The organism is Ruegeria sp. BC1 (assembly GCF_056539305.1).
Genome location: NZ_JBQFUT010000011.1, coordinates 67538 through 90657, shown reverse-complemented (window position 1 = coordinate 90657; position 23120 = coordinate 67538). Strand labels below are relative to the sequence as shown.

Genomic DNA, 23120 nt, shown 5'->3' with positions numbered 1-23120 from the left:
TATTAAATATCCTACTGCTCGGGGACGAGGATTTCCCGCTTACCGACGTGATTTGCCGACGAAACAACGCCTTCGTCCTCCATCTGTTCGACCAGACGCGCGGCTTTGTTGTAGCCGATGGCAAGTTTCCGCTGGATATACGAGGTCGAGCATTTGCGGTCCTTGATCACAATCGCCACCGCCTGATCGTAAAGGGCGTCCTCTCCGTTGCTATTACCCCCGGTGTTTAGGCCGAGAACCGCATCAATGTTATCCGCCTTGTCCTCAGCCGGGCCATCCAGAACGCTGCCCACATAATCCGGCGGGCCGAACTGTTTCAGGTGGTTGACGATTTCCTCGACCTCTTCGTCCGAGACAAATGGGCCGTGGCAGCGAGTAATCTTGGCACCACCCGCCATATAAAGCATGTCACCCTGCCCCAATAGTTGCTCGGCCCCCATCTCGCCCAAAATGGTGCGGCTATCGACTTTCGAGGTCACCTGGAACGAAATCCGGGTGGGGAAGTTCGCCTTGATCGTGCCGGTGATCACGTCAACCGAGGGGCGCTGCGTGGCCATGATCAGGTGAATACCCGAGGCCCGCGCCATCTGCGCCAGGCGCTGGATGCAGGCTTCGATTTCCTTGCCTGCAACCATCATCAGGTCGGCCATCTCATCGACGATGACAACGATATAAGGCATCGCTTCGGGGGCGAATTCCTCGGTCTCGAACATCGGTTCGCCGGTTTCCTCATCGAAACCGGTCTGGACAGTACGGCTGAACATCTCGCCCCTGTCCAACGCGTCTTTCACGCGGCCGTTGTAGCCCGCAATGTTTCGCACGCCCATCTTAGACATCTTGCGATAGCGGTCCTCCATCTCGCCCACGACCCATTTCAGGGCCACGACCGCCTTTTTCGGGTCGGTCACAACTGGAGACAGCAGGTGCGGAATGCCGTCATAAACAGACAATTCCAGCATCTTGGGGTCGATCATGATCAGGCGGCACTCATCCGGCGTCAGCTTGTACAGCAGCGACAGGATCATCGTGTTGATTGCCACCGACTTACCGGAACCCGTGGTCCCCGCGATCAGCAGATGAGGCATCTTGGCCAGATTCGCCACAACGGACTCACCGCCGATATCCTTGCCCAACGCCAGAGGCAGCGCATGGTTACCATCGCCAAAATCGCGGCTGGCAAGGATTTCGCGCAGCACCACCATCTCGCGGTTTTCATTGGGCAGTTCGATGCCGATCACCGAACGTCCCGGCAGGGTCGAAACCCGCGCCGACAGTGCCGACATCGAGCGTGCGATATCGTCTGCCAGACCGATCACACGGCTGGCTTTCAGGCCTGGGGCCGGTTCCAATTCGTACATGGTGACAACGGGGCCGGGGCGCACACTGACGATCTCACCTTTGACGCCGTAATCGTCCAGCACGTTTTCCAGCATCCGTGCGTTTTCCTCGAGTGCCTCATCGCTGAGGTGATGGCGCTGGATGCTGGCTGGGTTGGACAGCAGGCTCAACGGCGGCAGCTCAAAATCCGAGTGCCTATCTTCAAAGGACAAAGCGGGCTGTGCCTCTGCCTGCGCGCGGCGCGAGGGCGGTGGGGTGCGGCGCACGGGCTGTGCCACCACGGGCTTACGCGGCTCGGCTACAGGGATCTTCATCGCAGGGCGCGGTTGCGGCGAGAGCTCGGGCGCGTCTTCGAACACGGCCTCATCCTCGAAATCCGGCTCAGGCGCAAAGTCCTGATGCAGCGGCTCTTGCTGCCATTCAGGGTCTGGCTCGGCCGTTAGCATGGGCTCCGGCGGCAGGCCATCCGACGTCATCGGCGGTTCGGGCGGCAGCTCCTCTGCTCCTCTGGGATTCAGGATCAACGGATCCGGTCCTCGGCCCCGCCCCTTGGTCAGAGGCAGGTTCGGATCATGTACAGGGGCCATTTCACCAGCGGCGACCTTACGATTGCGCACGGCGGCCGAGATCTTGGAGCGGATGCGATCCTCACCCGGCATCTCGTCAAAGTCGGCAACGGGTTCGCGATCAATCAGTTCGGGCTCCGGCATCGGCTCGGGGCGGCGGATCAGGCTGGGCATCCGGGCCAACAGGCCGGGTTTCGCTGGCTCAGGCTCATCGTATTCCGGCTCGTCGAAAACCGGGTCCGCATAGGTCAGGTCGTCGTCAAACACGGCCTCGGCGGCCTCGACCCGTGCAGCCTTGCGTTCATCCCATTGCGCGCGACGGTCGCGGGCCGCCTGTGCTGTGGCCGCAGCCCCGCGTCCCATCAGGTTCATCAGCATGTCATAGGCCATGACCAGACCCAACAGGAAGGCACGGAAGCCCTTGCGCACGTCAGCCTTGGTGAAGCCCAGAACAAAGATACCCAGCGTCAGCATCCCGGCGGCCATCGCCAGCGACATTGTTTTGACCATGAAATGCGAGGATATCGGCAGTAGTGTCAGCAGCGCGCCCATCACGGTGTCACCAAACAGCCCGCCCAGACCAAAACTGTGGGTCGTACGCCACGCCTCACCCGGCACTAGCGTCGCCGCATAAACCGAGACTATCGCGATCCAGATCGGTGCGAAAATCAGACGGGCAACAGCGCGTTCTTCTCCGAAATGCCCTGCAAAACGCACACCCCACCCGATCAGAACCAGCGCGATGCTCCAACTGCCCCAGCCGACGATCATGAACAAAGGCGCGGCAATCGAAGCCCCAATCCGGCCCATCCAGTTTTGCACCGGCGTGTCGGTCGACACCATCCAGTTCGGATCATCCGGTGTGTAGGACCAGATCATCGCAGCGGCCGCCAGCCCTAGCAGGATCAGGGCGATCCCAATCAGTTCCTTGCTGCGCCGTTCAATGGCCGCCTGCGTCGTGCTGTCCAGCAGTGGATCGCGGTTGCGCGCGTTATAAGATGCCATTTTGCCCTCGTACCTCACGAATAGATGCAGTCGCGGAGCGTGATCAGCCCCTGCTGCAACTCTGTTTTTGGGGCCACCATCGCGACCCGGATAAAATTCTCGCCCGGGTTTTGTCCCGGATCACCCTGAGAAAGATATGCGCCTGGCAGCACCCGAACGCCGGTCTGCTGCCACAGATTCAATGCGGTTTCTTCGCCGTTTTCCACCGGCAGCCACAGGAAAAACCCGGCCTCGGGGGGCATGTATCCCTGCAACCCGGAAAATACCTCGTCAGCTATCGCGTATTTTTCCTGATAGAGCGCGCGATTCTCGACTACATGTGCCTCGTCCGCCCAAACCCGTGCGGCGGCCGCCTGCAACGGTGCAGGCAGCGGTGCACCCGCATAGCTGCGCAACTGTTTGACCCGCCTGATCGTCTCTGGCCCGCCAGCAATCAACCCCGACCGCAGCCCGGCCAGATTCGACCGTTTCGACAGTGAGTTGAACAGCGTGATCCGTTCAGGGTCAGTTCCCAGCTCTTGCGCAACGGTCAATACACCGGTGGGTGCCTCATCCCGGTAAATCTCCGAGTAGCACTCATCGGCAAAAATGCGGAAATCGTATTTCTCGGCCAGCCGGATCAGCTCGGCCCAGTAGTCGCGCGAGGCAATTGCCCCCTGCGGATTAGCTGGTGAGCAGATATAGGCCACAGCAGTGCGGTTGAGCACATCCTCGGGCAGTCCGGCGTAATCCGGCAAATGGCCCGTTGCGGCAGTGGCGAGTACAAAAACCGGCTCAGCCGCAACCGAGATCGAGGCGACCATGTAGACCTGATAAAACGGATTCGGACACAGCACGACCGGCTTTTGGCCGTTCTTCTGTTCCGGGCACAGCGCCATGGCCGCGTTGTACAGACCTTCCCGTGTGCCATTCAGGGCCATCACGTTGGTGTCCGGGTCCATGGTCACGCCATAGCGGCGCGCGATCCAGTCGGTGATCGCACCGCGTAATTCGGTGGAGCCTTCGTTAGGTGGATAGCCCTGGAACCCGGCGGCGTTTTCCATAACCACATCCGTCACCCAGGCCGGAAAATCATGCATCGGCGCGCCGATGGTCATATGAATCACTTCTCCGCCCGGCTGATGGTGATCCAACAGGGTGCGCAGACGCGGGAATGCATATTCCGGTAGGTTCGAAAACCGCTCGGGAAAATTCATAACTACTGCCTCAATACCGGGATCATTTTCGCCCCGTTTTTTTGGCAGATTACAGCCGATACCCGGTTTCGTCCAGACAAAGAGGTGCCGAATCAGGGCATTGTGGCATTCAGGCCAATGCGGCTTCGGTCGCCGATCCAAGCCGCAAAAGCGCCTCTTCCGAGCCTGGATAGCCCATCATCATCAACCCGCAACCGGGTGTTCCGGTGGGCAGGGTCAGCGCCGCTAGCCCCATCAGGTTACCGATCCGCGTGTTTCGCAGAGCCAGCAGATTTTCGGTCACATAGTATTCGTGATCCTTCATCAGCCGATCCAGATTCGGCGGTAGGATCGGCGAAGTGGGGGCCAGAACTGCGTCAAACCCCGCAGTGGCCGCGTCCCAGGCCGCACGGCAGGCTTTCAGTTTAGACCAGGCTGCGATGTAATCAGGACCGGAGATGTCTTTGCCCGCGCGGAACCGTTCCAGTATTTCGGGGTACATGGCGCCCGGATTGGCTTCGATCACGTCTCGCCACAACCCATATGCTTCGGTGGTGTATAGAACGCCGGACAGGCCCAGCGCCTCGTTCAGTTCCGGCACCTCCAGCGGTACGATTTCAGCCCCGGCGTCGCGCAGCCGGTCCAAAGCATCATCATAGGCCTTTCGTGGCGCATCCCGCAGATCATCTTTGGCAACACTCAGAAGATCAGCGAACCGGCGGCCTTTCACGCTGGCCCCGCGAAGGTCCGCAGGGTTGTTGCCTTCCAGCAAGGCCAGCAAATGGGCCGCGTCCTCGACCGACCGGGCCAGAGGGCCAGCGGTATCAAACCGCAAGCACAGGGGAACCACCCCTTCCAGACTGATGCGCCCGGCAGTGGTTTTCAGCCCCACCAGATTGTTCCAGGCCGCCGGGATGCGTACAGAACCGCCCGTGTCCGAACCGATCCCGCCAGCCGCCAACCCCCAGGCCACAGACGCCCCTGCCCCCGAGGACGATCCACCGGGAACCGCCTCTTCATCGTCAATGCAAGGCGGTGTTCCGGTGATCGGATTCAGGCCCAACCCGGAAAAGGCCAGCTCGCTCATATGGGTTTTGCCCAGACAGACCGCCCCCATCGCTGTGGCGTTTCGCACCACAACCGCGTCGGCGTCCGGCACACGGCCTTTCAACAGGGCAGATCCGGCCTCGGTCGCCGTGCCTGCCGTGTCGAACAGGTCTTTCCAACTGATCGGCACACCATCCAGCAATGACCGGCGCAAACCCAGTTTGGCCCGCGCTTGGGATGCTTCGGCTTCGGCCCGGGCACGGGTCTCGGTGACGCAAGCATAAATCCGTTCGTTATGAGGGTGGGCATCAATGGCGGACAGGTAGGCTTCCGTCAGTTCAACAGGGTCGATCTGGCCCATTCCGATGCCCCGACCCAGATCACACGCCGTCATGGTCAGCCAATCCTGCATCCCCACCCCCTTGAATAAATTGCGCTGTGTCGGACGGTAGCGACAGGACCGCACATGGACAATCCCGAATGGGCGCGCATATTGCAGGGCATGGAAAACAAGTCCGATATCCTGATCGTTGGCGGCGGCCTAAATGGCCCGGCCTTGGCTCTGGCGCTGGCCCAGACTGGGCACTCAGTCACTGTTGTTGATGCGCTGGCCGAAAAGGCGCGCAAGAATGCAGCTTTTGACGGACGCGCCTATGCGCTGGCCTTGGCCTCGCAACGCCTGCTGAATGCGATTGAGGTCTGGGACCGCGTGGCTGAACACGCGCAGCCCATGCTGGAAATCAAGGTGACCGATGGGCATGCGGGTGCCGGGCCGTCACCGTTTTTCATGCATTTCGACCATGCCGAGATCGAGGAAGGCCCGATGGGCTATATGGTCGAAGACCGCCACCTGCGCCGCGCTTTTCTGGAGGCGATGACCGAGGAGGGCAGGGTAACCCAAGTCAGCGGCAAAACCGTTGTCGCGCAAGAGGCTGGCGCAACCGGCGTTGCCCTGACACTTGACGATGGGTCCACGCTGTCTGGCGGTCTTCTTGTCGGCTGTGACGGTCGCCGCAGTGGCACCGCGACGCGGGCGGGGATCAAACGCACCGGCTGGGATTACGGCCAGACTGCGCTGGTCTGCGCCATCGAGCACGAGCTACCGCACCACGGCGTTGCGCATCAATTCTTCATGCCGCCCGGCCCTCTGGCGATTCTGCCCCTGACTGATAATCGCAGCTCAATTGTCTGGAGCGAACGCACCGATACAGCGCAACAGATCAATGCCATGTGCGAGGCCGACTACCTTCAGGTTCTGCGCCCCCGGTTCGGCGATTTTCTGGGCGACATCCGGCTGCAGGGTGACCGGTTCACCTATCCGTTGAACCTGACCATCGCCAATTCCTTCATCGGCGACCGCATGGCCTTGGTCGGAGACGCCGCCCACGGCATGCACCCCATCGCCGGACAGGGTCTGAACGCGGGGCTTCGAGATGTCGGAGCGTTGGCCGAAGTGCTGACTCTGGCTGGGCGGCGCGGCGAAGATATCGGGTCAACGCTGGTGCTGGAACGTTATCAGGAGTGGCGGCGCTTCGACACGGCGTCGCTGGCAATGGCAACGGACGTGTTCAACAAGCTGTTTTCCAACGACAACCCGCTGCTGCGAATTGGGCGCGATATCGGCATGGGGATCGTCGGCTCTCTGCCCAGCCTGCGCCGCGGGTTTGTGCGTGAGGCAGCCGGATTAACCGGTGACCTGCCCAAACTGTTGCAAGGCCGCGCAATCTAAAGCGTTTCCGGGATCCTGAATTTTCTCACCACCAACGTCCCGAGAGCGAGCGGCGCGACAAGGTATTGGTGATGCAGACTTCCCGGAAACGGTCAGTCCAGCTCACGCGCCTCATCGACCAGCATGACCGGGATGCCGTTGCGGATCGGAAAGGCCAGACAGGCGGCTTTGGATACAAGCTCTTGCTTTTCGGCGTCATAATGCAGCGTGGTATGGGTCTGCGGACAAATCAAAGCCTCGAGCATGTGACGGTCAAAAGGGTGTTCAGGCTCGCTCATTGCAATTTTTCCTCACTTGATCCGCCGCGCATGGCGAATTCAATCAATGTCACCAATGTCTCGCGCCGTGTGCGCAGACAAGGCGCCTCTAACAGCGCCTGTTTTTCTTCAGGGTTGAAATCCAACAGCATCGACAGCGAGTTGACCAACAACTCATCATCGGCATCTTTCAGCGTATCCCAATCTGTTGAAAGCTGGCGGGACGCAAAGAACCGTTCCAGCAGCGCCAGAAAATCCGAACGATCAAACCCGTCATCATGTTCTGCCCTGCCCAGATCGCGGTCAAAACCGTCCCACGACACGCTGCACCGCCGGTACGGAGTGAAAGCGTCCAGTTCTGCCCGCACCCGAAAGCGGGACACCCCGGTCAGCGTGATCAAATAGCGACCATCTTCGGTTTCGGAAAACTGTGTCACCCGCCCTGCGCAACCAATCTGGTGTAATTGGTCCTCTTTGCTCTGACAGGGGTTGGGCTGGACCATGCCGATTAACCGCTCCTGCGTTTTCAGGGCGTCGTCCAGCATTTGCAGATAGCGCGGCTCGAAGATATGCAGCGGCAGGCGCGAGCGGGGCAGCAGCAGCGCCCCGGGCAATGGAAAAACGGATACCGTATCCGGCAGGTCGGCGGGATGCATCATGTATCCGAGTGTAGCTCTGATCGGGAATTAGGCAAATATCATCGAGCTGAGCTTGCGCCGCCCGTTCAGAACAATCGGATCGTTGGGTTTGAGCGCATCGAAGATGGTGAACAGCTGCGTCTTGGCGGCCCCGTCATTCCACTCGCGGTCGCGGCGGAATAGGTCCAGCAGTTGCGCAACGGCCTCTTCCACATCTCCATTGGCGTGCAGCGCCTGCGCCAGATCGAACCGGGCCTGATGGTTATCGGGGTCGGCTTGAACCGCCGCGGTCAGATCCGCCACAGGGCCCGCATCAGCCGCCTGTTTGGCCAGTTCCAATTGTGCATGCGCCGCTTCAAGCTCAGGCGAGGCGGAAATTTCAGCAGGGGCACCGTTCAGAATCGCCTCGGCCTGTTCCAAATCACCTGACGCGATATGGGACCGCACCAACCCACCATAAGCCGCCGCATGGTTCGGGTCCTCACCCAGAATGGCTGCAAAGGTTTGCGCCGCGTCCACAGCAGAGCCCTCGGTCAGCATTTCTTCGGCGGCCTCAACCGCATCGTCCAACTGTCCGCCGGGGCTTTCGCCGCCAGCGGCTTCGATCACGCGGTCTACAAATGCCTTGATCTCAGAGGCGGGCAAAGCGCCCTGAAACCCGTCCACAGGCTGTCCTTTGAAAAAGGCATAAACGGTTGGAACTGACTGCACACGCATCTGCGAGGCAATCATCTGTGCCTCATCCACGTTGATCTTGACCATCTTCACCGCGCCTTTCGCGGCGGTTACGGCCTCTTCCAACAAAGGTATAAGGGTCTTGCACGGGCCGCACCAAGGCGCCCAGAAATCAACGATCACCGGGATGGTCTGCGACGCCTCGACCACATCAGCCATAAAAGTGGCCTCGGTCCCTTCCTTGATCAGATCGGTGGCGTCAGCGCCGGCGGCGGCGTTCAGAAGGTCCATAGTAATCACTCTCTGGTTCGAATTTGCGCCCTATATGCAACTGCTGCGGGCAGAAACCAAGGGCCGAGTTGCTCTATTACAGGTCAAACGTCGCAAAAACCGGCGCGTGGTCGCTGGGTTTTTCCCAACCGCGGGCGTCGCGCAGGATGCGGCTGGAATTGCCCGCATTGGAAATATCCGGCGTGGCCCAGACATGATCCAGCCGTCGCCCTTTGTCCGCCGCGTCCCAGTCCCGTGCGCGGTAGGACCACCAGCTGTATAGCTGCCCTTCGGGGATATCTTGCCGGGTAATATCAACCCAACCGCCCGCATCTTGTGTTTCGGCCAGTGTTTCGACCTCAATCGGGGTGTGTGATACGACCTTGAGCAGTTGTTTATGCGACCAGACGTCATCCTCGCGCGGGGCAATATTCAGATCGCCCACCAGAATGGATTTTTCCGGCTTTTCCGCATGGAACCAATCGCGCATGTCGGTGAGGTAGTCGAGTTTCTGGCCGAATTTTTCATTTTTTTCACGGTCCGGAACATCCCCGCCCGCCGGGACATAGAAGTTGTGGATCGTGACGCCATTTTCCAGCCGCCCGGCGATGTGACGAGCGTGTCCCAGACCCGCGAAATCCTTGTCGCCCGCCTCTTCCATCGGCAGGCGCGACAGGATGGCAACGCCATTATAGCCCTTTTGCCCGCGCGCAACCATGTGGCTGTATCCCAGTTCGGCAAACCCTTCGGTCGGGATTTTTTCGACCGGCGACTTACATTCTTGCAGACACAGAATATCCGGCGCTTCTTCCTGCAACAATTTCAGCACGATAGGCTCGCGCAGGCGGACCGAGTTGATATTCCAGGTGGCAAGGGTGAAGGGCATAGTCGGTTTCCTTTGTCGCGATTGGCGCAGGTTAGCGTGGAGGCGAATGGGGTGCCATGGGAAAACGGGCTGCGAGCATTCAAATGCACGGCCTGCGCGACCAAGGCGATAAATTGTCATTCGTGCACTGCGGATCGCGGCGATCACAACCCCGCCTACATTTAACGCCGCTGCACGAAAATTGCGGGCCGGCTGATGACTTTCAAGGCCCTTTGACACCGCCCAAGTAAAGTCAACAATTTCGGAATAACGCGGCCACTGTTCCTTCAATTGACATAAAATACATGGGATTCCTGCGAATTATCTAGTGTTAACATTCGGTTAAAGTGAGGATTCATACAAATCTTATGTAGTTTTTCACGAGTTGAAGATGGTTAAACAAAATAAAAGGGAGCTGTTCCCACAACTAAATACCAACGAGCCCTGCATTCAGGACTCGCGCGAGAACGGCTCCCTACCTGATTTGATCCAATCCTTTAAATTTGCCGCCCCTATTGCGCTGTATTTTCTACTGTTGGTCTTTTGTTTGCTTGACGCGTCGGTCCACAATTATGTGTCGACCCTGAAGTGAAATTCGATCACCGAAGTTAACCAGTGACCTATTTCCACAAAAAAAGCCGGGCCATCAGGCCCGGCAGTCCAACAGGGAGGTGCATGTCATAACCCGGACATGCGCGGGTTGGGAGTAACCTAATTATGTGTTCAGGGTATCACTTTGATCCAAGTCAATCCACACCCAGTTAAGACACCAGCCTATATCCACCCGATTCTGTGACCAAAAGGCGCGCATTCGATGGGTCGGGCTCGATTTTCTGCCGTAGACGATAGATATGGGTCTCCAGCGTATGGGTGGTGACACCAGCGTTATAGCCCCAGACCTCGTGCAGCAGAACGTCGCGTGCAACAACGCCATCGGTTGAACGATAGAGGAACTTGAGGATGTTGGTTTCCTTCTCGGTCAGGCGAATTTTGCGATCCTCTTCGGTGATCAACATCTTCATCGCCGGCTTGAAGGTGTATGGCCCAAGCACAAAGACTGCGTCTTCGGATTGCTCATGCTGACGCAGTTGCGCGCGGATACGGGCCAGCAGCACAGGAAATTTGAACGGCTTAGAAACATAATCATTCGCCCCGGCATCCAGGCCCAGAATCGTGTCGGCATCGCTGTCATGGCCAGTCAGCATCAAGATCGGGCTTTTGACACCCTGCTTGCGCATCAGGCGGCACAACTCTCGCCCGTCGGTATCCGGCAGGCCAACGTCCAGAATGACCAGATCGTAGATCGCCTCGCGGGCGCGCTCCATCGCGGATTGACCGTCATGCGCTTCGAACACGTCGAAATCCTCGGTCATCACGAGTTGCTCGCTGAGCGCCTCGCGCAGGTCTTCATCGTCATCCACCAGCAGGATTTTCTTGAGCTGAGCCATGATCCGGTCCTCCTATGCCATTTCCACCACTTGCGCGTAGAAGATGCAATCAACAAGGTTTGCTGCAATCGTCTCACGCCCTCGTGTCTGGCACATAGGAAATGTTTCACATTTCTGTCTTATCAGGCTACAGGAAGGTCAGAACGTTACAGGGTAACATGAATGAGTCTTATCCCGGATATTTTGGAATTGCTGGCGCGCGCCCGCGCTGATCTGCGTATGGGAGTGCCGGTCGCACTGACCGATGACAGCGGATTCAGCGTGCTGGCTGTCGCAACAGAAACGCTCGGAGCGCAGCGGTTGGCAGATCTGCGCGGCCTCGGAGGTGATCCGGTGGTCGCGGTAACTGTAAGGCGTGCGGAAACGCTGAAGGCCCGGGCTTATGACGGCGATCTGGCGCGTGTGATCATTCCGGCGGACGCGGACATCGCCTGGGTTCAGGCCGTAGCCGATCCGTCAGACGATCTGAATGCGCCGATGAAGGGACCCTTGATGACTGAACGTCAGGGGAATGCAAACCTGCACCGTATCGCCATCGCTCTGACCAAATCTGCACGCCTTTTACCTGCTGTTGTTGTTGTTCCCATCGAAGACGGGCGTGATTTTGCTGCAACCCATGGCCTGACATGCATTGACCACACCCGCGCCGCGCCACATCTGGCGGATCGCAGTACCCTGCACGCGATCGTTGCAGCGCGCCTGCCTATGGAAGTGTCCGAGGCCGGGCGCTTGCACGTATTTCGCCCCAAAGATGGCGGCGAGGAACATTACGCCGTGGAAATCGGACGACCGGACCGAGACAAACCGGTTCTGGCTCGACTGCATTCGGCCTGTTTCACCGGCGACCTGATGGGCAGCCTGAAATGCGATTGCGGCCCGCAACTGCGAGGCGCTCTGGCACAAATGGGGGCCGAAGGGTCAGGTGTTCTGCTGTATCTCAATCAGGAGGGGCGCGGGATTGGTCTGGCAAACAAGATGCGCGCCTATTTCCTTCAGGATCAGGGGTTCGACACGGTCGAAGCCAATCACCGCCTGGGTTTTGAGGATGATGAGCGCGATTTCCGGTTGGGATCGGACATCCTGAAATCACTGGGCTTCAGCTCGGTTCGTTTGCTCACAAATAACCCGGCGAAAATCGCGATGATGGAAAAGACGGGGATCGCCGTTACCGAACGTGTGCCGTTGAAGGTTGGAGAAACCGCCCACAATCGCGGTTATCTGGCCACAAAGGCAGCCAAGTCCGGGCATCTGCTGTGACACCTGGTGATCTGGTACTGACCCCGCGCGGCGTACGATTTTCCGGACGGACTTTTCCATGCTCAGTCGGCAAGGGTGGGCTTAGCAGCACCAAACGCGAAGGCGATGGTGCCACACCGACGGGTGTGCACTCTATTGTCGGGATGCTGTACCGGGCGGACCGGCTTGCGAAGCCGTCCGCATGGGCGATCCCCATCGGTCCTTGCGATCTGTGGTCGGATGATGGCCGCGACAGCAGGTACAACAATCTGGTCAGCGCGCCCTATCCCTTCAGCCATGAAAAACTGCGCCGTGCAGACCCCCTGTATGATCTGATTTTGATAACCGATTGGAACTGGCCCAATGCAGTTCCGGGTCACGGGTCAGCAATCTTTATTCATCAGTGGAGACGTCCCGGATACCCGACGGAAGGGTGCGTCGCCCTCCGCCGGGGTCATCTTCACTGGATAGCTAGCCGGGTAACGCTAGGTACGCGCCTGATCATTCCTGCTGCTTGACCCGCTCGCCGAAGATCGCAGATCCTACGCGCACATGAGTTGCACCCAGCGCTATGGCTTGTTCGAAATCGCCGCTCATTCCCATCGAAAGCCCCTGCAACCCGTTGCGATCTGCTATCTTTGCCAGCAAGGCAAAATGCAACGACGGTTCTTCATCCACCGGCGGAATGCACATTAACCCCTGAACCGGCAAGTCCAGCGCGCGGCATTCCGCGATAAACGCGTCCGCATCGACGGGCAGGATGCCAGCCTTCTGATCCTCTTCCCCGGTATTGACCTGTACGAACAGTTCGGGGCATTTGCCCGTTTCCTGCGCCAATCGCGCTAGTGTCTTGGCCAGTTTGGGCCGGTCTACAGAGTGAATGGTGCTGAACAACTCCATCGCTTGCCGCGCTTTGTTGGTTTGCAACGGGCCGATCAGGTGTAGATCAACGTCTGAATACTGCTCGATGAAACCCGGCCATTTGCCCGCAGCTTCCTGCACGCGGTTTTCACCGAAACAGCGATGCCCCTGCTCAAGAACATCCTGAACGCGTTCGTTCGGCTGTACTTTAGAGACAGCGATCAGATTTACAGATCCCGCTGGTCGCCCGGCGACAGTTTCAGCTTTGGCAATACGGGCGGTGATATCGTGCAGCGACATTAGATTCCTCAATCTGCTTTAATCGCAGAGAAACACCATGTCAGCACAAAAGAAAAGGGCAGGTCCGAGGACCTGCCCTAAAACCTTGCGGTTTCAGATCAACTTAGAAGTTGAACTGAGCACCGAAGTCAGCTTGCAGTGTGGAGTCGGTGCAGATGTCGCAGTCGTTGACACCGATACCACCGCGCAGCGAAGCACCGCCGCCCAGGTCGTAGATAGCACCGATGGCGACCTGCTGAAGGTCGGCATCTGCGTTACCGTCACCGTAGGTGAACAGCAGGGTGGTTGCAGCGCCCAGGTTGTAGGCTGCCGACAGACCCCATGCAGTACCGTCAGTTGCTGCGATCTCGGTTGCGTCGTCTGCTACAAACAGAGTACCCGAGAAGTCGCCAAATTCACCGCCCAGAGTCAGAACGGTCAGGCTTGGGTCGCTAACACCGGAAACACCGGCGTCGGTTTGACCGTAAGCAACAGCTGCAGTGATGTTGTTGAAGCTGTAAGTTGCGCTGATATCCCAACGGTCAGCATCGATAGTCGCACCGCCACCCGGGAACAGGGTCGCTTGGTCATACGATGCGCCGAAGGCGAAATCACCAACCGCGTACTGGAAGAACACGGCGTTCGAACCCGAACCGGTCGACGAATAGGCCAGGAAGCCATAGTTCACGCCCGAGTACTGGCCAGCGAACAGTTCCAGACCAACTTCGTTACCGTAGTAGTTTGCCAGGTTGTCGAACGAACCTGCAACGTTGCCCGCGTCAACACGCAGACCACCATAGATGACCGAGAAGCGTGCGCCGTTCAGGCCAGCCGAGTTGGCTTCGCCAGTTCCGGAGTCTTCGTCAGCCTGCAGACGAACACGCGCCGAGAACTCAACGCCGCCATCGGTTTCCGCGTTGCCGTCGATGTTCAGACGGAAGCGCGACACCAGGATAGCATCGTCGGTTTCTGGGTTGTTTACGTTGATCGCACCGCTTGCAGTAGTGGTGGTGGTGAGGATCGAACGATCTTCAACGTAGCCAATACCAAAGCGGCCGTAACCGCTGAAGTTGATTTCGGCCGCTGCAACACTTGCGGTTGCAATCAGAGCGGTCGATGCGAAGAGAACTTTTTTCATCTTGTTTCCCTCGGGTTCAAAAGTTTTTTCTACTCGACACATGCCTCAGCACATGTCTCAGCACGGGAACCGTTTCGCTCTTTTTGCCCCCAACACGCAAGCTTGGCTTAAACGTGACGCATGCATTGACCACAAATTGGTGCAAGGATGCCACAGTCTGACTTCTGGCCTTATATGCCCGAAAACCCACCTTTAAGTGACATTAATAGGGTTGTTGCCGATCTGGACCTTGTCTAGGAGTAACATTTAGCAAACGAGACCAAGTGAAATAGGACCAGTCGACTATGCGCGTGCAGACGATTTTCGGGTTGATTATAATCACTGCCGCCGTGTCGGCCTGCGGACAGAATCGGGGCGCAGCGCCAAACCCAAATGTTCTCGCCACAGGCGGCAACAACGAAGAGCAAGAGTTCAACGACCCGAATCGCTCGACGATCTGGGATGTGTTTGACACCCGAAACGCTGAGCAGATCACAAATGTGAACCGCTATCTTTGGGCCGCGTCTCTGGATGTTCTGAATTTCCTGCCGGTGCAGGAGGTCGATCCTTTTACCGGTGTGATCGTAACGGGTTACGGCACACCCCCGGGCGGCGGTCGTCAATATCGCGCAACAGTTCACATCAGCGATCCGGCTCTGGCGGCGCGCTCTTTGTCAGTCTCACTACAGACCAGCGGTGGATCCCCGGTCAGCGCGGCAACCACCCGCGCAGTCGAGGACGCGATCTTGTCTCGCGCCCGTCAGTTGCGCATTGCGGACAACAAGTTCTAGCAACCCGTCGAAAATCACACTAATACCACGCCGGGTTCCTACCCGGCGTTTTCATTCACGAAGGACCGTACGATGTCTCGCTACTCGGCCAACGAAATCGAAGCAAAATGGCAAGAGGCCTGGGACAAGGCCGGAATCTTCACCGCCGACCACAAGGCGGACAAGCCGAAATACTACGTGCTTGAGATGTTCCCCTACCCCTCTGGCCGAATCCATATGGGGCATGTGCGCAACTATACGATGGGAGACGTGATTGCGCGGCACAAGCTGGCAACCGGCCATAATGTGCTGCACCCCATGGGGTGGGACGCCTTTGGGATGCCTGCTGAAAACGCAGCTATGGCGATTGGAGGACACCCCAAGGACTGGACCTATGGCAATATCGCCGACATGCGCGGCCAGATGAAACCGCTAGGCCTGTCGATCGACTGGTCACGTGAATTCGCCACCTGCGACCCGGAATATTACGGCCAGCAACAGGCACTGTTCCTGGATATGCTTCAGGCCGGGCTGGTTTACCGTAAGAACGCCGTGGTGAACTGGGACCCGGTCGATATGACCGTTCTGGCCAATGAGCAGGTGGAAAACGGGCGTGGTTGGCGCTCGGGTGCGCTGGTGGAGCGGCGCGAGCTGACGCAGTGGTTCTTCAAAATCTCTGATTATTCCGAGGAACTTCTGGACGCATTGGATACGCTGGACAACTGGCCCGCCAAGGTACGTCTGATGCAGGAAAACTGGATCGGCAAGTCGCGGGGCCTGCAGTTTGGCTTTGAACGCACCGATGGTGGCGAGCCGATCACCGTCTATACGACGCGCCCCGATACGCTGTTGGGCGCATCTTTTGTCGGCATCTCGCCGGACCACCCGATTGCCAAGCAACTTGAGGCCGAAAGCCCCGAAGTTGCTGAGTTCGTTTCCGAATGCCGCAAAGGCGGCACCACGGAAGAGGCCATCGAAACCGCTGAAAAGCTGGGCTATGACACCGGTATCCGCGTCAAGCACCCGCTGGACCCGAACTGGGAACTGCCGGTTTGGATCGCCAACTTCATCCTGATGGACTACGGCACCGGCGCCATTTTTGCCTGCCCGGCGCATGACCAGCGCGACCTGGATTTCTGCCGCAAATACGGCCTGCCCGTGGTCGATACCTTCTTTGCGTTGGACGATGACATCCCGGTCGACAAAATCGCCTTTGTCCCGCCGAAAACCGAGAAAGTCCGCTGGGTGAACCATTTCGCGGGCCTGACCGAGGCCACAGGCGACGAAGCCATCAACGCCACCGTCGATTTCGCCGAGAAGGCCGGTTGGGGCGAAGGTGTTACCAAATTCCGCCTGCGCGACTGGGGCCTCAGCCGTCAGCGCTATTGGGGTTGCCCGATTCCCGTTGTTCATTGCGAAAAATGCGGTGTGGTGCCGGAGAAGAAAGAAAACCTGCCGGTTCGCCTGCCCGACGATGTCACCTTTGACAAACCCGGCAACCCGCTGGATCGCCATCCAACATGGCGCGATTGCGCCTGCCCGTCCTGCGGTGCCCCGGCTAAGCGCGAAACCGACACGATGGACACCTTCGTGGATTCGTCCTGGTATTTCGCCCGTTTCACCGCCCCGCGCGCCGAAACGCCGACTGATCTGGCCGAGGCTGAATACTGGATGAATGTCGACCAGTATATCGGTGGCATCGAACACGCGATTCTGCACCTGCTCTATTCCCGCTTCTTCGCGCGGGCGATGAACATCACCGGGCATCTGCCGAAAAAAGCCATCGAACCGTTCGATGCACTGTTCACACAGGGCATGGTGACGCATGAGATTTACCAGACCCGCGACGCCAATGGCCGCCCAGTTTACCACCTGCCCGAGGACGTGACCGACGGCAAACTGGCGGACGGCACTGAGGTCGAAATCATCCCCTCGGCCAAGATGTCGAAATCCAAGAAAAACGTCGTGGACCCGGTCAGCATCATCTCAGCCTTTGGCGCGGATACCGCGCGCTGGTTCGTGCTGTCCGATTCTCCGCCAGAGCGCGACGTGGAATGGACCGCATCGGGTGCGGAAGCGGCCTATAAACACCTGAATCGAGTTTGGAACCTCTGCGACAAGATCGGTGCCATGGACCCCGATGCCAAAGGCGAAGGGGATGAGGAATTGCTGCGCGAGATGCACAAAGCCATCCGCGACGTGACGCTGGGCGTTGAAAGCTTTGGCTTTAACGCCGCGATTGCGAAGTTGTATGCCTTCACCAATACGTTGGCAAAATCCAAGGCAGGGGCTGCTGCTCAAAAGCAGGCGATCAAGACACTGGCGCAGCTTATGTCGCCAATGACCCCGCATCTGGCCGAGGATATCTGGGCGCATCAGGGTGGCGAAGGTCTGGTGGCCGTCGCGCCATGGCCGGTCGCGGATGAGGCGATGTTGGTCGACGATACCGTCACCCTGCCGATTCAGATCAACGGCAAACGCCGTGCGGAAATCAGCGTGGCCAAGGATATGGCCAAAGACGAGGTTGAAAAAATCGCGCTCAGCACCGAAGCTGTGCAAAAGGCGCTGGACGGGAATGCGCCGAAGAAGGTGATTGTTGTTCCGGGCCGGATCGTGAATGTCGTTGTTTGATCGCAGAACTCTTTTGAAAATGCCGCTGGCCGCCTGTTTCTTGGCGGCCGCCTGCGGCTTTGAGCCGGTCTACGCCCCCGGCGGCACTGGCTCGGCATTGAACGGAAATGTCGCCGTGTCGGCTCCGAACACAGTTGAAAGCTATCTTCTGGTCGAAAATCTGGAACAACGGCTGGGCCGCAGCGCAACTTCAGGCAAAAAATACAAACTGGATGTGACCGTCGCGACGGTTGTTCGGGGCGCCGCAATTACCACGACGAACGAAACCAATCGCTATTCCATCAACGGCCGGGCGAATTACACACTCAAGTCCAATGGAACCGGCAAAGTCATCGCGTCGGGCACGGTCAACGACTTTGTCGGTTATTCGGCGTCAGGCTCGACGGTGTCTACGCTGGCAGATGAGCGAGACGCCAGGGAACGGCTGATGGTGATTCTGTCTGACCAGATAGTGAACCGTCTCTACGCCGTCCAGGACCTCGGCGCATGAAGCTTAGCCCGCGCGAGGCTGAGGGGTATTTCGCCCGACCGGATGCCGACAAAGCAGGACTATTGATCTACGGTGCGGACGCGATGCGCGTGGCGCTCAAGCGCCAACAAGTGCTGGCCGCGCTGCTGGGGGCCTCTGCCGAAGAGGAAATGCGCCTGACCCGCATACCGGGCGCGGAATTGCGCGGCGACCCTGCCTTGCTGCTGGACGCGGTCAAGGCCGTCGGATTCTTCCCCGGCCCGCGTGCTGTTTTCGTCGAAGACACGACAGATGCCGCCGCCCCGGCGATCATCGCAGCATTCGAAGATTGGGCCCCCGGCGACGCACAAATCATCGTCACAGCGGGGCAACTCAAACCTAGCTCAAAGATCCGCAAAGCGTTTGAAGCGCACCCGTCAGCCTATGCGGTGGGCATTTATGACGATCCACCATCGCGGGGTGAGATTGAGCGCATTCTGTCCGAAGCCGGTGTACAGAACATCCCGCGCGACACAATGTCTGCAATTACCGAGCTGGCCACGGGAATCAGCCCCGGGGATTTCACGCAAACCATTGAGAAACTGTCACTCTATAAGCGCGGTGACAGTTCGGAACTGACTATCGAGGATATCGAAGCCTGTGCCCCGCGCTCGACCGAGGCTGCGCTGGACGACGTTCTGAACGTGGTCGCCGAAGGCCGCGCGGGGGAAATCGGGCCGCTGATCCGGCGCCTGCAATCACAGGGCACAAATGCGGTGAGCTTGTGCATTGGGGCAACCCGTCATTTCAGGACGCTCTACGCCTGTGCGTCCGATCCCGGCGGCGCAGCACAGGGGATCGGCAAATTGCGTCCGCCAGTCTATGGCAAGCGCCGCGACCGGATATTGCGGCAGGCGCAGGGATGGGGGGCGCCCAAGTTGCAGACAGCTTTGACCGTACTGACGGATACCGACCTGTCACTGCGGTCGGCGGGACAAACCGCCCCTGCCATGGCCTTGGTGGAACGCGCAATGATCCGATTGGCGATGCTGGCGCGCACCCGTTAACCGGCGCGGCGCAGCCTGTCCGCAGCCGCCCGCCCGGCCCAGCGTCCTGTCGCGAGGCAAGCGGTCAACAGATAGCCCCCGGTCGGGGCCTCCCAATCCAGCATCTCACCGGCGCAGAAGACACCCGGCATCGCTTTCAGCATCAGCCCATCGTCCAATGCCGTGTGTGTGACCCCTCCGGCGGTGGAAATGGCCTCATCCATCGGGCGCAATCCGGCGTGAGCTATGGGCAGTTTCTTGATTGCATCGGCGTGCTGAGACACGGGCAAAGTGCTACGTTTCACCATTTCATGAAACAGCGCAGTCTTTTGCGACGACAGGTGCAGCGATTTTTTCAGCCATTGCGAAAACGTGGTTTTCGGCTTCTTCGAGGACAGGCGCGCTAATACGGCTTCGGAATCCAGGTCCGGTGCCAGATCGACAAAAAGCGGCGCGCCATTACGCAGGGCCGGTGTCAGAGAATACAATCCTCCTCCCTCAATCCCAGACGCCGAAAGGATGGCTTCGCCCCGGCTTTCCAACGCGCCAGCCGTCCAACGGACCGACTTCAAGGCCGCTCCGAAATGGGGCTGCATATGGGGGCTCCACTCTACTGACAGGGCGGAGTTGGCAGGTTCAAAAGGCGCCAGGTCGACGGACTTTGCGCGCAATATCTGCGCCCAGTGACCATCAGACCCCAACCGCGCCCAGCTTGCGCCCCCCAGAGCCAGAACGGTGACGTCCGCCGTGATTCTCTGCTGACCGTCCACTGTATCGAACACCAAGGTGTCGCCATCCCAACCAGTCCATCGCCACCGCGTTCTGATCCGAGCACCCGAACTTTCAAGGCGCACGAGCCACGCGCGCAGCAGCGGAGAGGCCTTCATCACCTTCGGAAAAACCCGGGCCGTCGATCCGGTGAACAGCTCTTGACCCAACCCTTGTGCCCAGTTTTGCACGTCCGACGCTTCGAATTCTGTTATTATTGGGCGCAACCAGTCCGCTGCCTCGCCATAGGAACTTAGAAGGGTCTCAAGCGGTTCATCCTTTGTCAGATTCAATCCCGATTTGCCTGCCATCAGAAACTTGCGCGCGACAGACGGTTTAGCCTCGGCAACCAGAACATCGTGACCAGCGGCGGCCAGTTGTTCCGCGGCCATCAAACCCGCAGGACCAGCCCCGATTACCACTGCCTGCGCCATTGTTGCCCCCTTGCCTTCCGCGCCATCGGGCGCAACCCTGTCATCACCATGTCAGACAGCGATCCGATCTGCCCGCTTTGTGACCGCCCCATCCCCGACGGGGACGGCAGCCTGCACCATCTGATCCCAAAACTCAAAGGGGGCAAGGGCGGACCCACGGTTTTGTTGCATGTGATCTGCCACAAAGAAGTACACGCCACACTGACCGAAGGCGAACTGGCCCGCAACTATTCCACGGTCGAGGCCTTACGCGCCCATCCGCGGTTAAGGAAGTTCCTGAACTGGGTTCGAAAACGCCCGCCTGGTTTCCGTTCGAAAGTACCGGGCAAACGGCGCGGGCGATGATCAGCCGGGCCGGACCGGATCGCCAAAGGCATCCCGGACCGAGTCGCTCAGCCCCTGAAATTCCAACCCGCGATAGTCCGGCACCGGTGCGAATTGCGCTCCGGCAAGGTGTTGGAATTCCAACGTTGTATAGGGACGTTTCCACAACCACTCGCGGTTTTCCACGGCCCAGAGATCAGCATTCGGCGGAACCTCATCGGTAAAGGCATAGAAATGCAGATCAAATCCGTATTGGCCCACATCCTGCACTGACAGCAGCCGCATGCCCTGTGCCCGACAAAAGGCATCCTCGACGGCGATGTCCCCGGTGCGTAGGGTGATCTGGCCGATGCGGGCCTTGGCAAACGGTTCTGCGGGATCAGCAGCGCTGTCTGGTCGGTTCCCTTCGAAATCCTGTTGCAACAGCTCGATCACGAACCCTTCGGGGTCTTTCATGTGGCACATATATCCAATGTCGAGGAACTGCTTGGGCTCTGATACCTCGACCCCTTTCAGACGCAATTCTGCAACGGCAAGATCGGCATCCGGTACGGTGATCCCGATTTTCCAGTACCGTTGACCACCGTCGTGCATGTACCCGCCTCCGCCCGGCATCAGCAGCAGATCGGCATCCTGACCACCATAACCCACTCGGCGGTTAGGCCCCTGCTCTCGCACGGTCATACCCAGAAGGTCTGCATAAAACCCGGCCAGCTTGTCAGGGTCGGCCACACGCAAAAGCAGGGCGGATAGCCTCATTGGCACATCCTCGCGATGCCCGTTGCGATCTGTGGGTCTGCGGCCAGACTGTCGGCCACCAGTTCATGCGCCGTAGGCATTAACATGTCGGGTTCGACCACACGATCCACAAGCCCGAAACCATACGCCTCGTCCGCTGTGAGTTTTTGCCCCGCCATCAGGATCATCTTGGTGCGGGATGGCCCGATCAGGGCGGCCATGCGTACCGGGTCTGAAGGCTGTGGCAGAAACCCCAGCTTCATGACCGGGTAAAAGAATTTGGCCTGTGGCACCGCGATGCGAATATCACAGGCCAGCACCATTCCATTTGCGCCACCGGCCAGCGTACCGTTGAGCGCGGCAATCGTCAGACAGGGCAATGCCGCGATGGCGCTGGACAACCGCTCCCACAGATCCGAGGTAGCAAGACCGGCGCGCGCCTCTTCCAGATCGGCACCGGCACTGAAAACTTTGCCCGCGCCGGTAAGGATCAGCGCGCGGGCCTCGGTTGCGGCTTCGGCAATCTCAGCCAGTTCAGCCAGCATCGGCCCGGTCAACGCATTGGCCTTGCCGGGATTGTTGAGCGTAACGATCCACAACCCGTCTGCTTTCGTCAATTCGATCACGTTAGCCCAACCCTTTGCCGTATATCCGCGCGCCGCAGAGAGATTTCGGTGCCCAGAAACTCATCTGCATCTTCCGAGCACATCCACAGCAGCGCTCGGGCAGGCCAGTCGGCGGGAATGTGATCGCTCCAGTCCAATTGGCTGACCGCGTTAATGCCGCTGTCCTTGATAACTCGCTGCATGTCTGTGGCTACGGTTCCGGGCGACAGGCCCATGGCGCGAATGCCGTGGATGGCTTCTTCCAGATGCAGACATTCGGTCAGCATTTTGGCCCCTGCTTTCGAGGCGCAATAATGGCTCCAGGCCTCGATCGGATTGGTCGCAGCTCCGGACGATACCGTCAGAACGGTGCCCCCACCAGCCGCGCGCATGACCGGCAAAGCCGCCCGCATCCCGTAAAACACGCCCTTGAGGTTGATGTCTATCGCAGCGCTCCACGATGCGACGTCGGCATTGGACAAATGAAAGATCGGGTCAATAACACCCGCATTACCGATCAGAACATCCAGCCCACCGAACCGATCAACACAATCGGCAACGGCCTGTTCGACCTGCGCAAAATCGCTGACATCGCATTGCAGCGCGATGGCATTGTCGCCCAGCGCTTCGGCCAGAGCGTCAATCTGTTCGCGGTTGCGCGCCACCAGCGCGACATTGGCCCCGGCAGCGGCAAATACACGCCCTGCCTCGGCACCGATGCCGCGGCTGGCCCCTGTAATCAGTACGGTTTTCCCTTGCATGTGGATCCTGTACCTCCGTTGTTTTGAGATTGTGTAAATCTCTACCTTGCGAACGGGGAAAGGGTCCACCCCTTGCCCCTTGACGCCCG

Annotated in this window: 22 protein-coding genes; 8 read left to right on the top strand and 14 right to left on the bottom strand. The window is 59.0% G+C overall.

Annotated elements, in window-relative coordinates; genetic code table 11:
• Nucleotides 1-11: 11 nt before the first annotated feature.
• The 3 genes from ACR0IY_RS19860 to ACR0IY_RS19850 form a co-directional block, all read right to left on the bottom strand.
• Nucleotides 12-2909, bottom strand: coding sequence for a DNA translocase FtsK (locus ACR0IY_RS19860; protein WP_480676428.1), 2898 nt, complete (start codon nucleotides 2907-2909; stop codon nucleotides 12-14).
• 14 nt (nucleotides 2910-2923) lie between these two features.
• Nucleotides 2924-4105 (bottom strand): aminotransferase class I/II-fold pyridoxal phosphate-dependent enzyme, encoded by a 1182-nt coding sequence (locus ACR0IY_RS19855; protein WP_480676426.1) that lies wholly within the window; start codon nucleotides 4103-4105, stop codon nucleotides 2924-2926.
• Nucleotides 4106-4214: 109 nt separating this feature from the next.
• Complete coding sequence (locus tag ACR0IY_RS19850) at nucleotides 4215-5543, bottom strand: amidase (protein WP_480676424.1); 1329 nt, start codon at nucleotides 5541-5543, stop codon at nucleotides 4215-4217.
• Nucleotides 5544-5597: 54 nt separating this feature from the next.
• Between ACR0IY_RS19850 and ACR0IY_RS19845 the strand changes: the two genes are divergently transcribed.
• The gene (locus ACR0IY_RS19845) at nucleotides 5598-6860 is read left to right on the top strand and encodes an FAD-dependent monooxygenase (RefSeq protein WP_480676422.1); all 1263 of its coding nucleotides are present in this window, start codon (nucleotides 5598-5600) and stop codon (nucleotides 6858-6860) included.
• A 92-nt stretch (nucleotides 6861-6952) separates the two neighbouring features.
• Here the strand turns inward: ACR0IY_RS19845 and ACR0IY_RS19840 are convergent, their stop codons facing one another.
• From ACR0IY_RS19840 to ACR0IY_RS19820, 5 genes are all read right to left on the bottom strand, one after another.
• On the bottom strand, nucleotides 6953-7138 hold the full coding sequence (locus tag ACR0IY_RS19840) for a Trm112 family protein (protein WP_480676420.1): 186 nt from the start codon (nucleotides 7136-7138) through the stop codon (nucleotides 6953-6955).
• Complete coding sequence (locus tag ACR0IY_RS19835) at nucleotides 7135-7776, bottom strand: LON peptidase substrate-binding domain-containing protein (protein WP_480676418.1); 642 nt, start codon at nucleotides 7774-7776, stop codon at nucleotides 7135-7137. The genes ACR0IY_RS19840 and ACR0IY_RS19835 overlap by 4 nt, the downstream gene beginning before the upstream one ends.
• A gap of 27 nt (nucleotides 7777-7803) precedes the next feature.
• Nucleotides 7804-8721, bottom strand: coding sequence for a tetratricopeptide repeat protein (locus ACR0IY_RS19830; protein ID WP_480676416.1), 918 nt, complete (start codon nucleotides 8719-8721; stop codon nucleotides 7804-7806).
• Between the two features lie 76 nt (nucleotides 8722-8797).
• Nucleotides 8798-9586: an exodeoxyribonuclease III gene (locus ACR0IY_RS19825; protein ID WP_480676414.1), complete on the bottom strand. Its 789-nt coding sequence runs from the start codon at nucleotides 9584-9586 to the stop codon at nucleotides 8798-8800.
• Between the two features lie 740 nt (nucleotides 9587-10326).
• A complete protein-coding gene (locus ACR0IY_RS19820; RefSeq protein ID WP_058283107.1) occupies nucleotides 10327-11013 on the bottom strand; it encodes a response regulator transcription factor in 687 nt (228 codons plus the stop codon).
• A 162-nt stretch (nucleotides 11014-11175) separates the two neighbouring features.
• Between ACR0IY_RS19820 and ribA the strand changes: the two genes are divergently transcribed.
• Both ribA and ACR0IY_RS19810 read left to right on the top strand, forming a co-directional pair.
• Nucleotides 11176-12270, top strand: a complete 1095-nt coding sequence (gene ribA / locus ACR0IY_RS19815; RefSeq protein WP_480676412.1) for a GTP cyclohydrolase II — start codon at nucleotides 11176-11178, stop codon at nucleotides 12268-12270.
• Complete coding sequence (locus tag ACR0IY_RS19810) at nucleotides 12267-12767, top strand: L,D-transpeptidase family protein (protein ID WP_480676410.1); 501 nt, start codon at nucleotides 12267-12269, stop codon at nucleotides 12765-12767. The genes ribA and ACR0IY_RS19810 overlap by 4 nt, the downstream gene beginning before the upstream one ends.
• Here the strand turns inward: ACR0IY_RS19810 and ACR0IY_RS19805 are convergent.
• Nucleotides 12751-13410: a YggS family pyridoxal phosphate-dependent enzyme gene (locus tag ACR0IY_RS19805; protein ID WP_480676408.1), complete on the bottom strand. Its 660-nt coding sequence runs from the start codon at nucleotides 13408-13410 to the stop codon at nucleotides 12751-12753. The two genes, ACR0IY_RS19810 and ACR0IY_RS19805, sit on opposite strands and share 17 nt — an antisense overlap.
• Before the next feature lie 103 nt (nucleotides 13411-13513).
• The gene (locus tag ACR0IY_RS19800) at nucleotides 13514-14527 is read right to left on the bottom strand and encodes a porin (protein ID WP_480676406.1); all 1014 of its coding nucleotides are present in this window, start codon (nucleotides 14525-14527) and stop codon (nucleotides 13514-13516) included.
• Nucleotides 14528-14811: 284 nt separating this feature from the next.
• Between ACR0IY_RS19800 and ACR0IY_RS19795 the strand changes: the two genes are divergently transcribed.
• From ACR0IY_RS19795 to holA, 4 genes are all read left to right on the top strand, one after another.
• Complete coding sequence (locus tag ACR0IY_RS19795) at nucleotides 14812-15297, top strand: DUF3576 domain-containing protein (protein ID WP_480676404.1); 486 nt, start codon at nucleotides 14812-14814, stop codon at nucleotides 15295-15297.
• 72 nt (nucleotides 15298-15369) lie between these two features.
• Nucleotides 15370-17907, top strand: coding sequence for a leucine--tRNA ligase (leuS, locus tag ACR0IY_RS19790; RefSeq protein ID WP_480676402.1), 2538 nt, complete (start codon nucleotides 15370-15372; stop codon nucleotides 17905-17907).
• A complete protein-coding gene (gene lptE / locus ACR0IY_RS19785; protein ID WP_480676400.1) occupies nucleotides 17894-18397 on the top strand; it encodes an LPS assembly lipoprotein LptE in 504 nt (167 codons plus the stop codon). Before leuS ends, lptE begins: the two co-directional genes overlap by 14 nt.
• Nucleotides 18394-19422 (top strand): DNA polymerase III subunit delta, encoded by a 1029-nt coding sequence (holA, locus tag ACR0IY_RS19780; RefSeq protein ID WP_480676398.1) that lies wholly within the window; start codon nucleotides 18394-18396, stop codon nucleotides 19420-19422. Before lptE ends, holA begins: the two co-directional genes overlap by 4 nt.
• Here the strand turns inward: holA and ACR0IY_RS19775 are convergent.
• Complete coding sequence (locus ACR0IY_RS19775) at nucleotides 19419-20603, bottom strand: TIGR03862 family flavoprotein (RefSeq protein WP_480676395.1); 1185 nt, start codon at nucleotides 20601-20603, stop codon at nucleotides 19419-19421. The genes holA and ACR0IY_RS19775 overlap by 4 nt on opposite strands.
• A gap of 48 nt (nucleotides 20604-20651) precedes the next feature.
• On the opposite strand from ACR0IY_RS19775, the gene ACR0IY_RS19770 reads away from it, so the two are divergent.
• Nucleotides 20652-20948, top strand: a complete 297-nt coding sequence (locus ACR0IY_RS19770; protein ID WP_480676393.1) for an HNH endonuclease — start codon at nucleotides 20652-20654, stop codon at nucleotides 20946-20948.
• Here ACR0IY_RS19770 and ACR0IY_RS19765 read toward each other — a convergent pair whose 3' ends face one another.
• The 3 genes from ACR0IY_RS19765 to ACR0IY_RS19755 are packed head-to-tail and all read right to left on the bottom strand — an operon-like array spanning nucleotide 20949 to nucleotide 23037.
• Nucleotides 20949-21686, bottom strand: a complete 738-nt coding sequence (locus tag ACR0IY_RS19765; RefSeq protein ID WP_480676391.1) for a VOC family protein — start codon at nucleotides 21684-21686, stop codon at nucleotides 20949-20951.
• Complete coding sequence (locus tag ACR0IY_RS19760; protein WP_480676389.1) at nucleotides 21683-22291, bottom strand: enoyl-CoA hydratase/isomerase family protein; 609 nt, start codon at nucleotides 22289-22291, stop codon at nucleotides 21683-21685. Before ACR0IY_RS19760 ends, ACR0IY_RS19765 begins: the two co-directional genes overlap by 4 nt.
• Complete coding sequence (locus tag ACR0IY_RS19755; protein ID WP_480676504.1) at nucleotides 22288-23037, bottom strand: SDR family oxidoreductase; 750 nt, start codon at nucleotides 23035-23037, stop codon at nucleotides 22288-22290. The genes ACR0IY_RS19760 and ACR0IY_RS19755 overlap by 4 nt, the downstream gene beginning before the upstream one ends.
• Nucleotides 23038-23120: the final 83 nt, after the last annotated feature.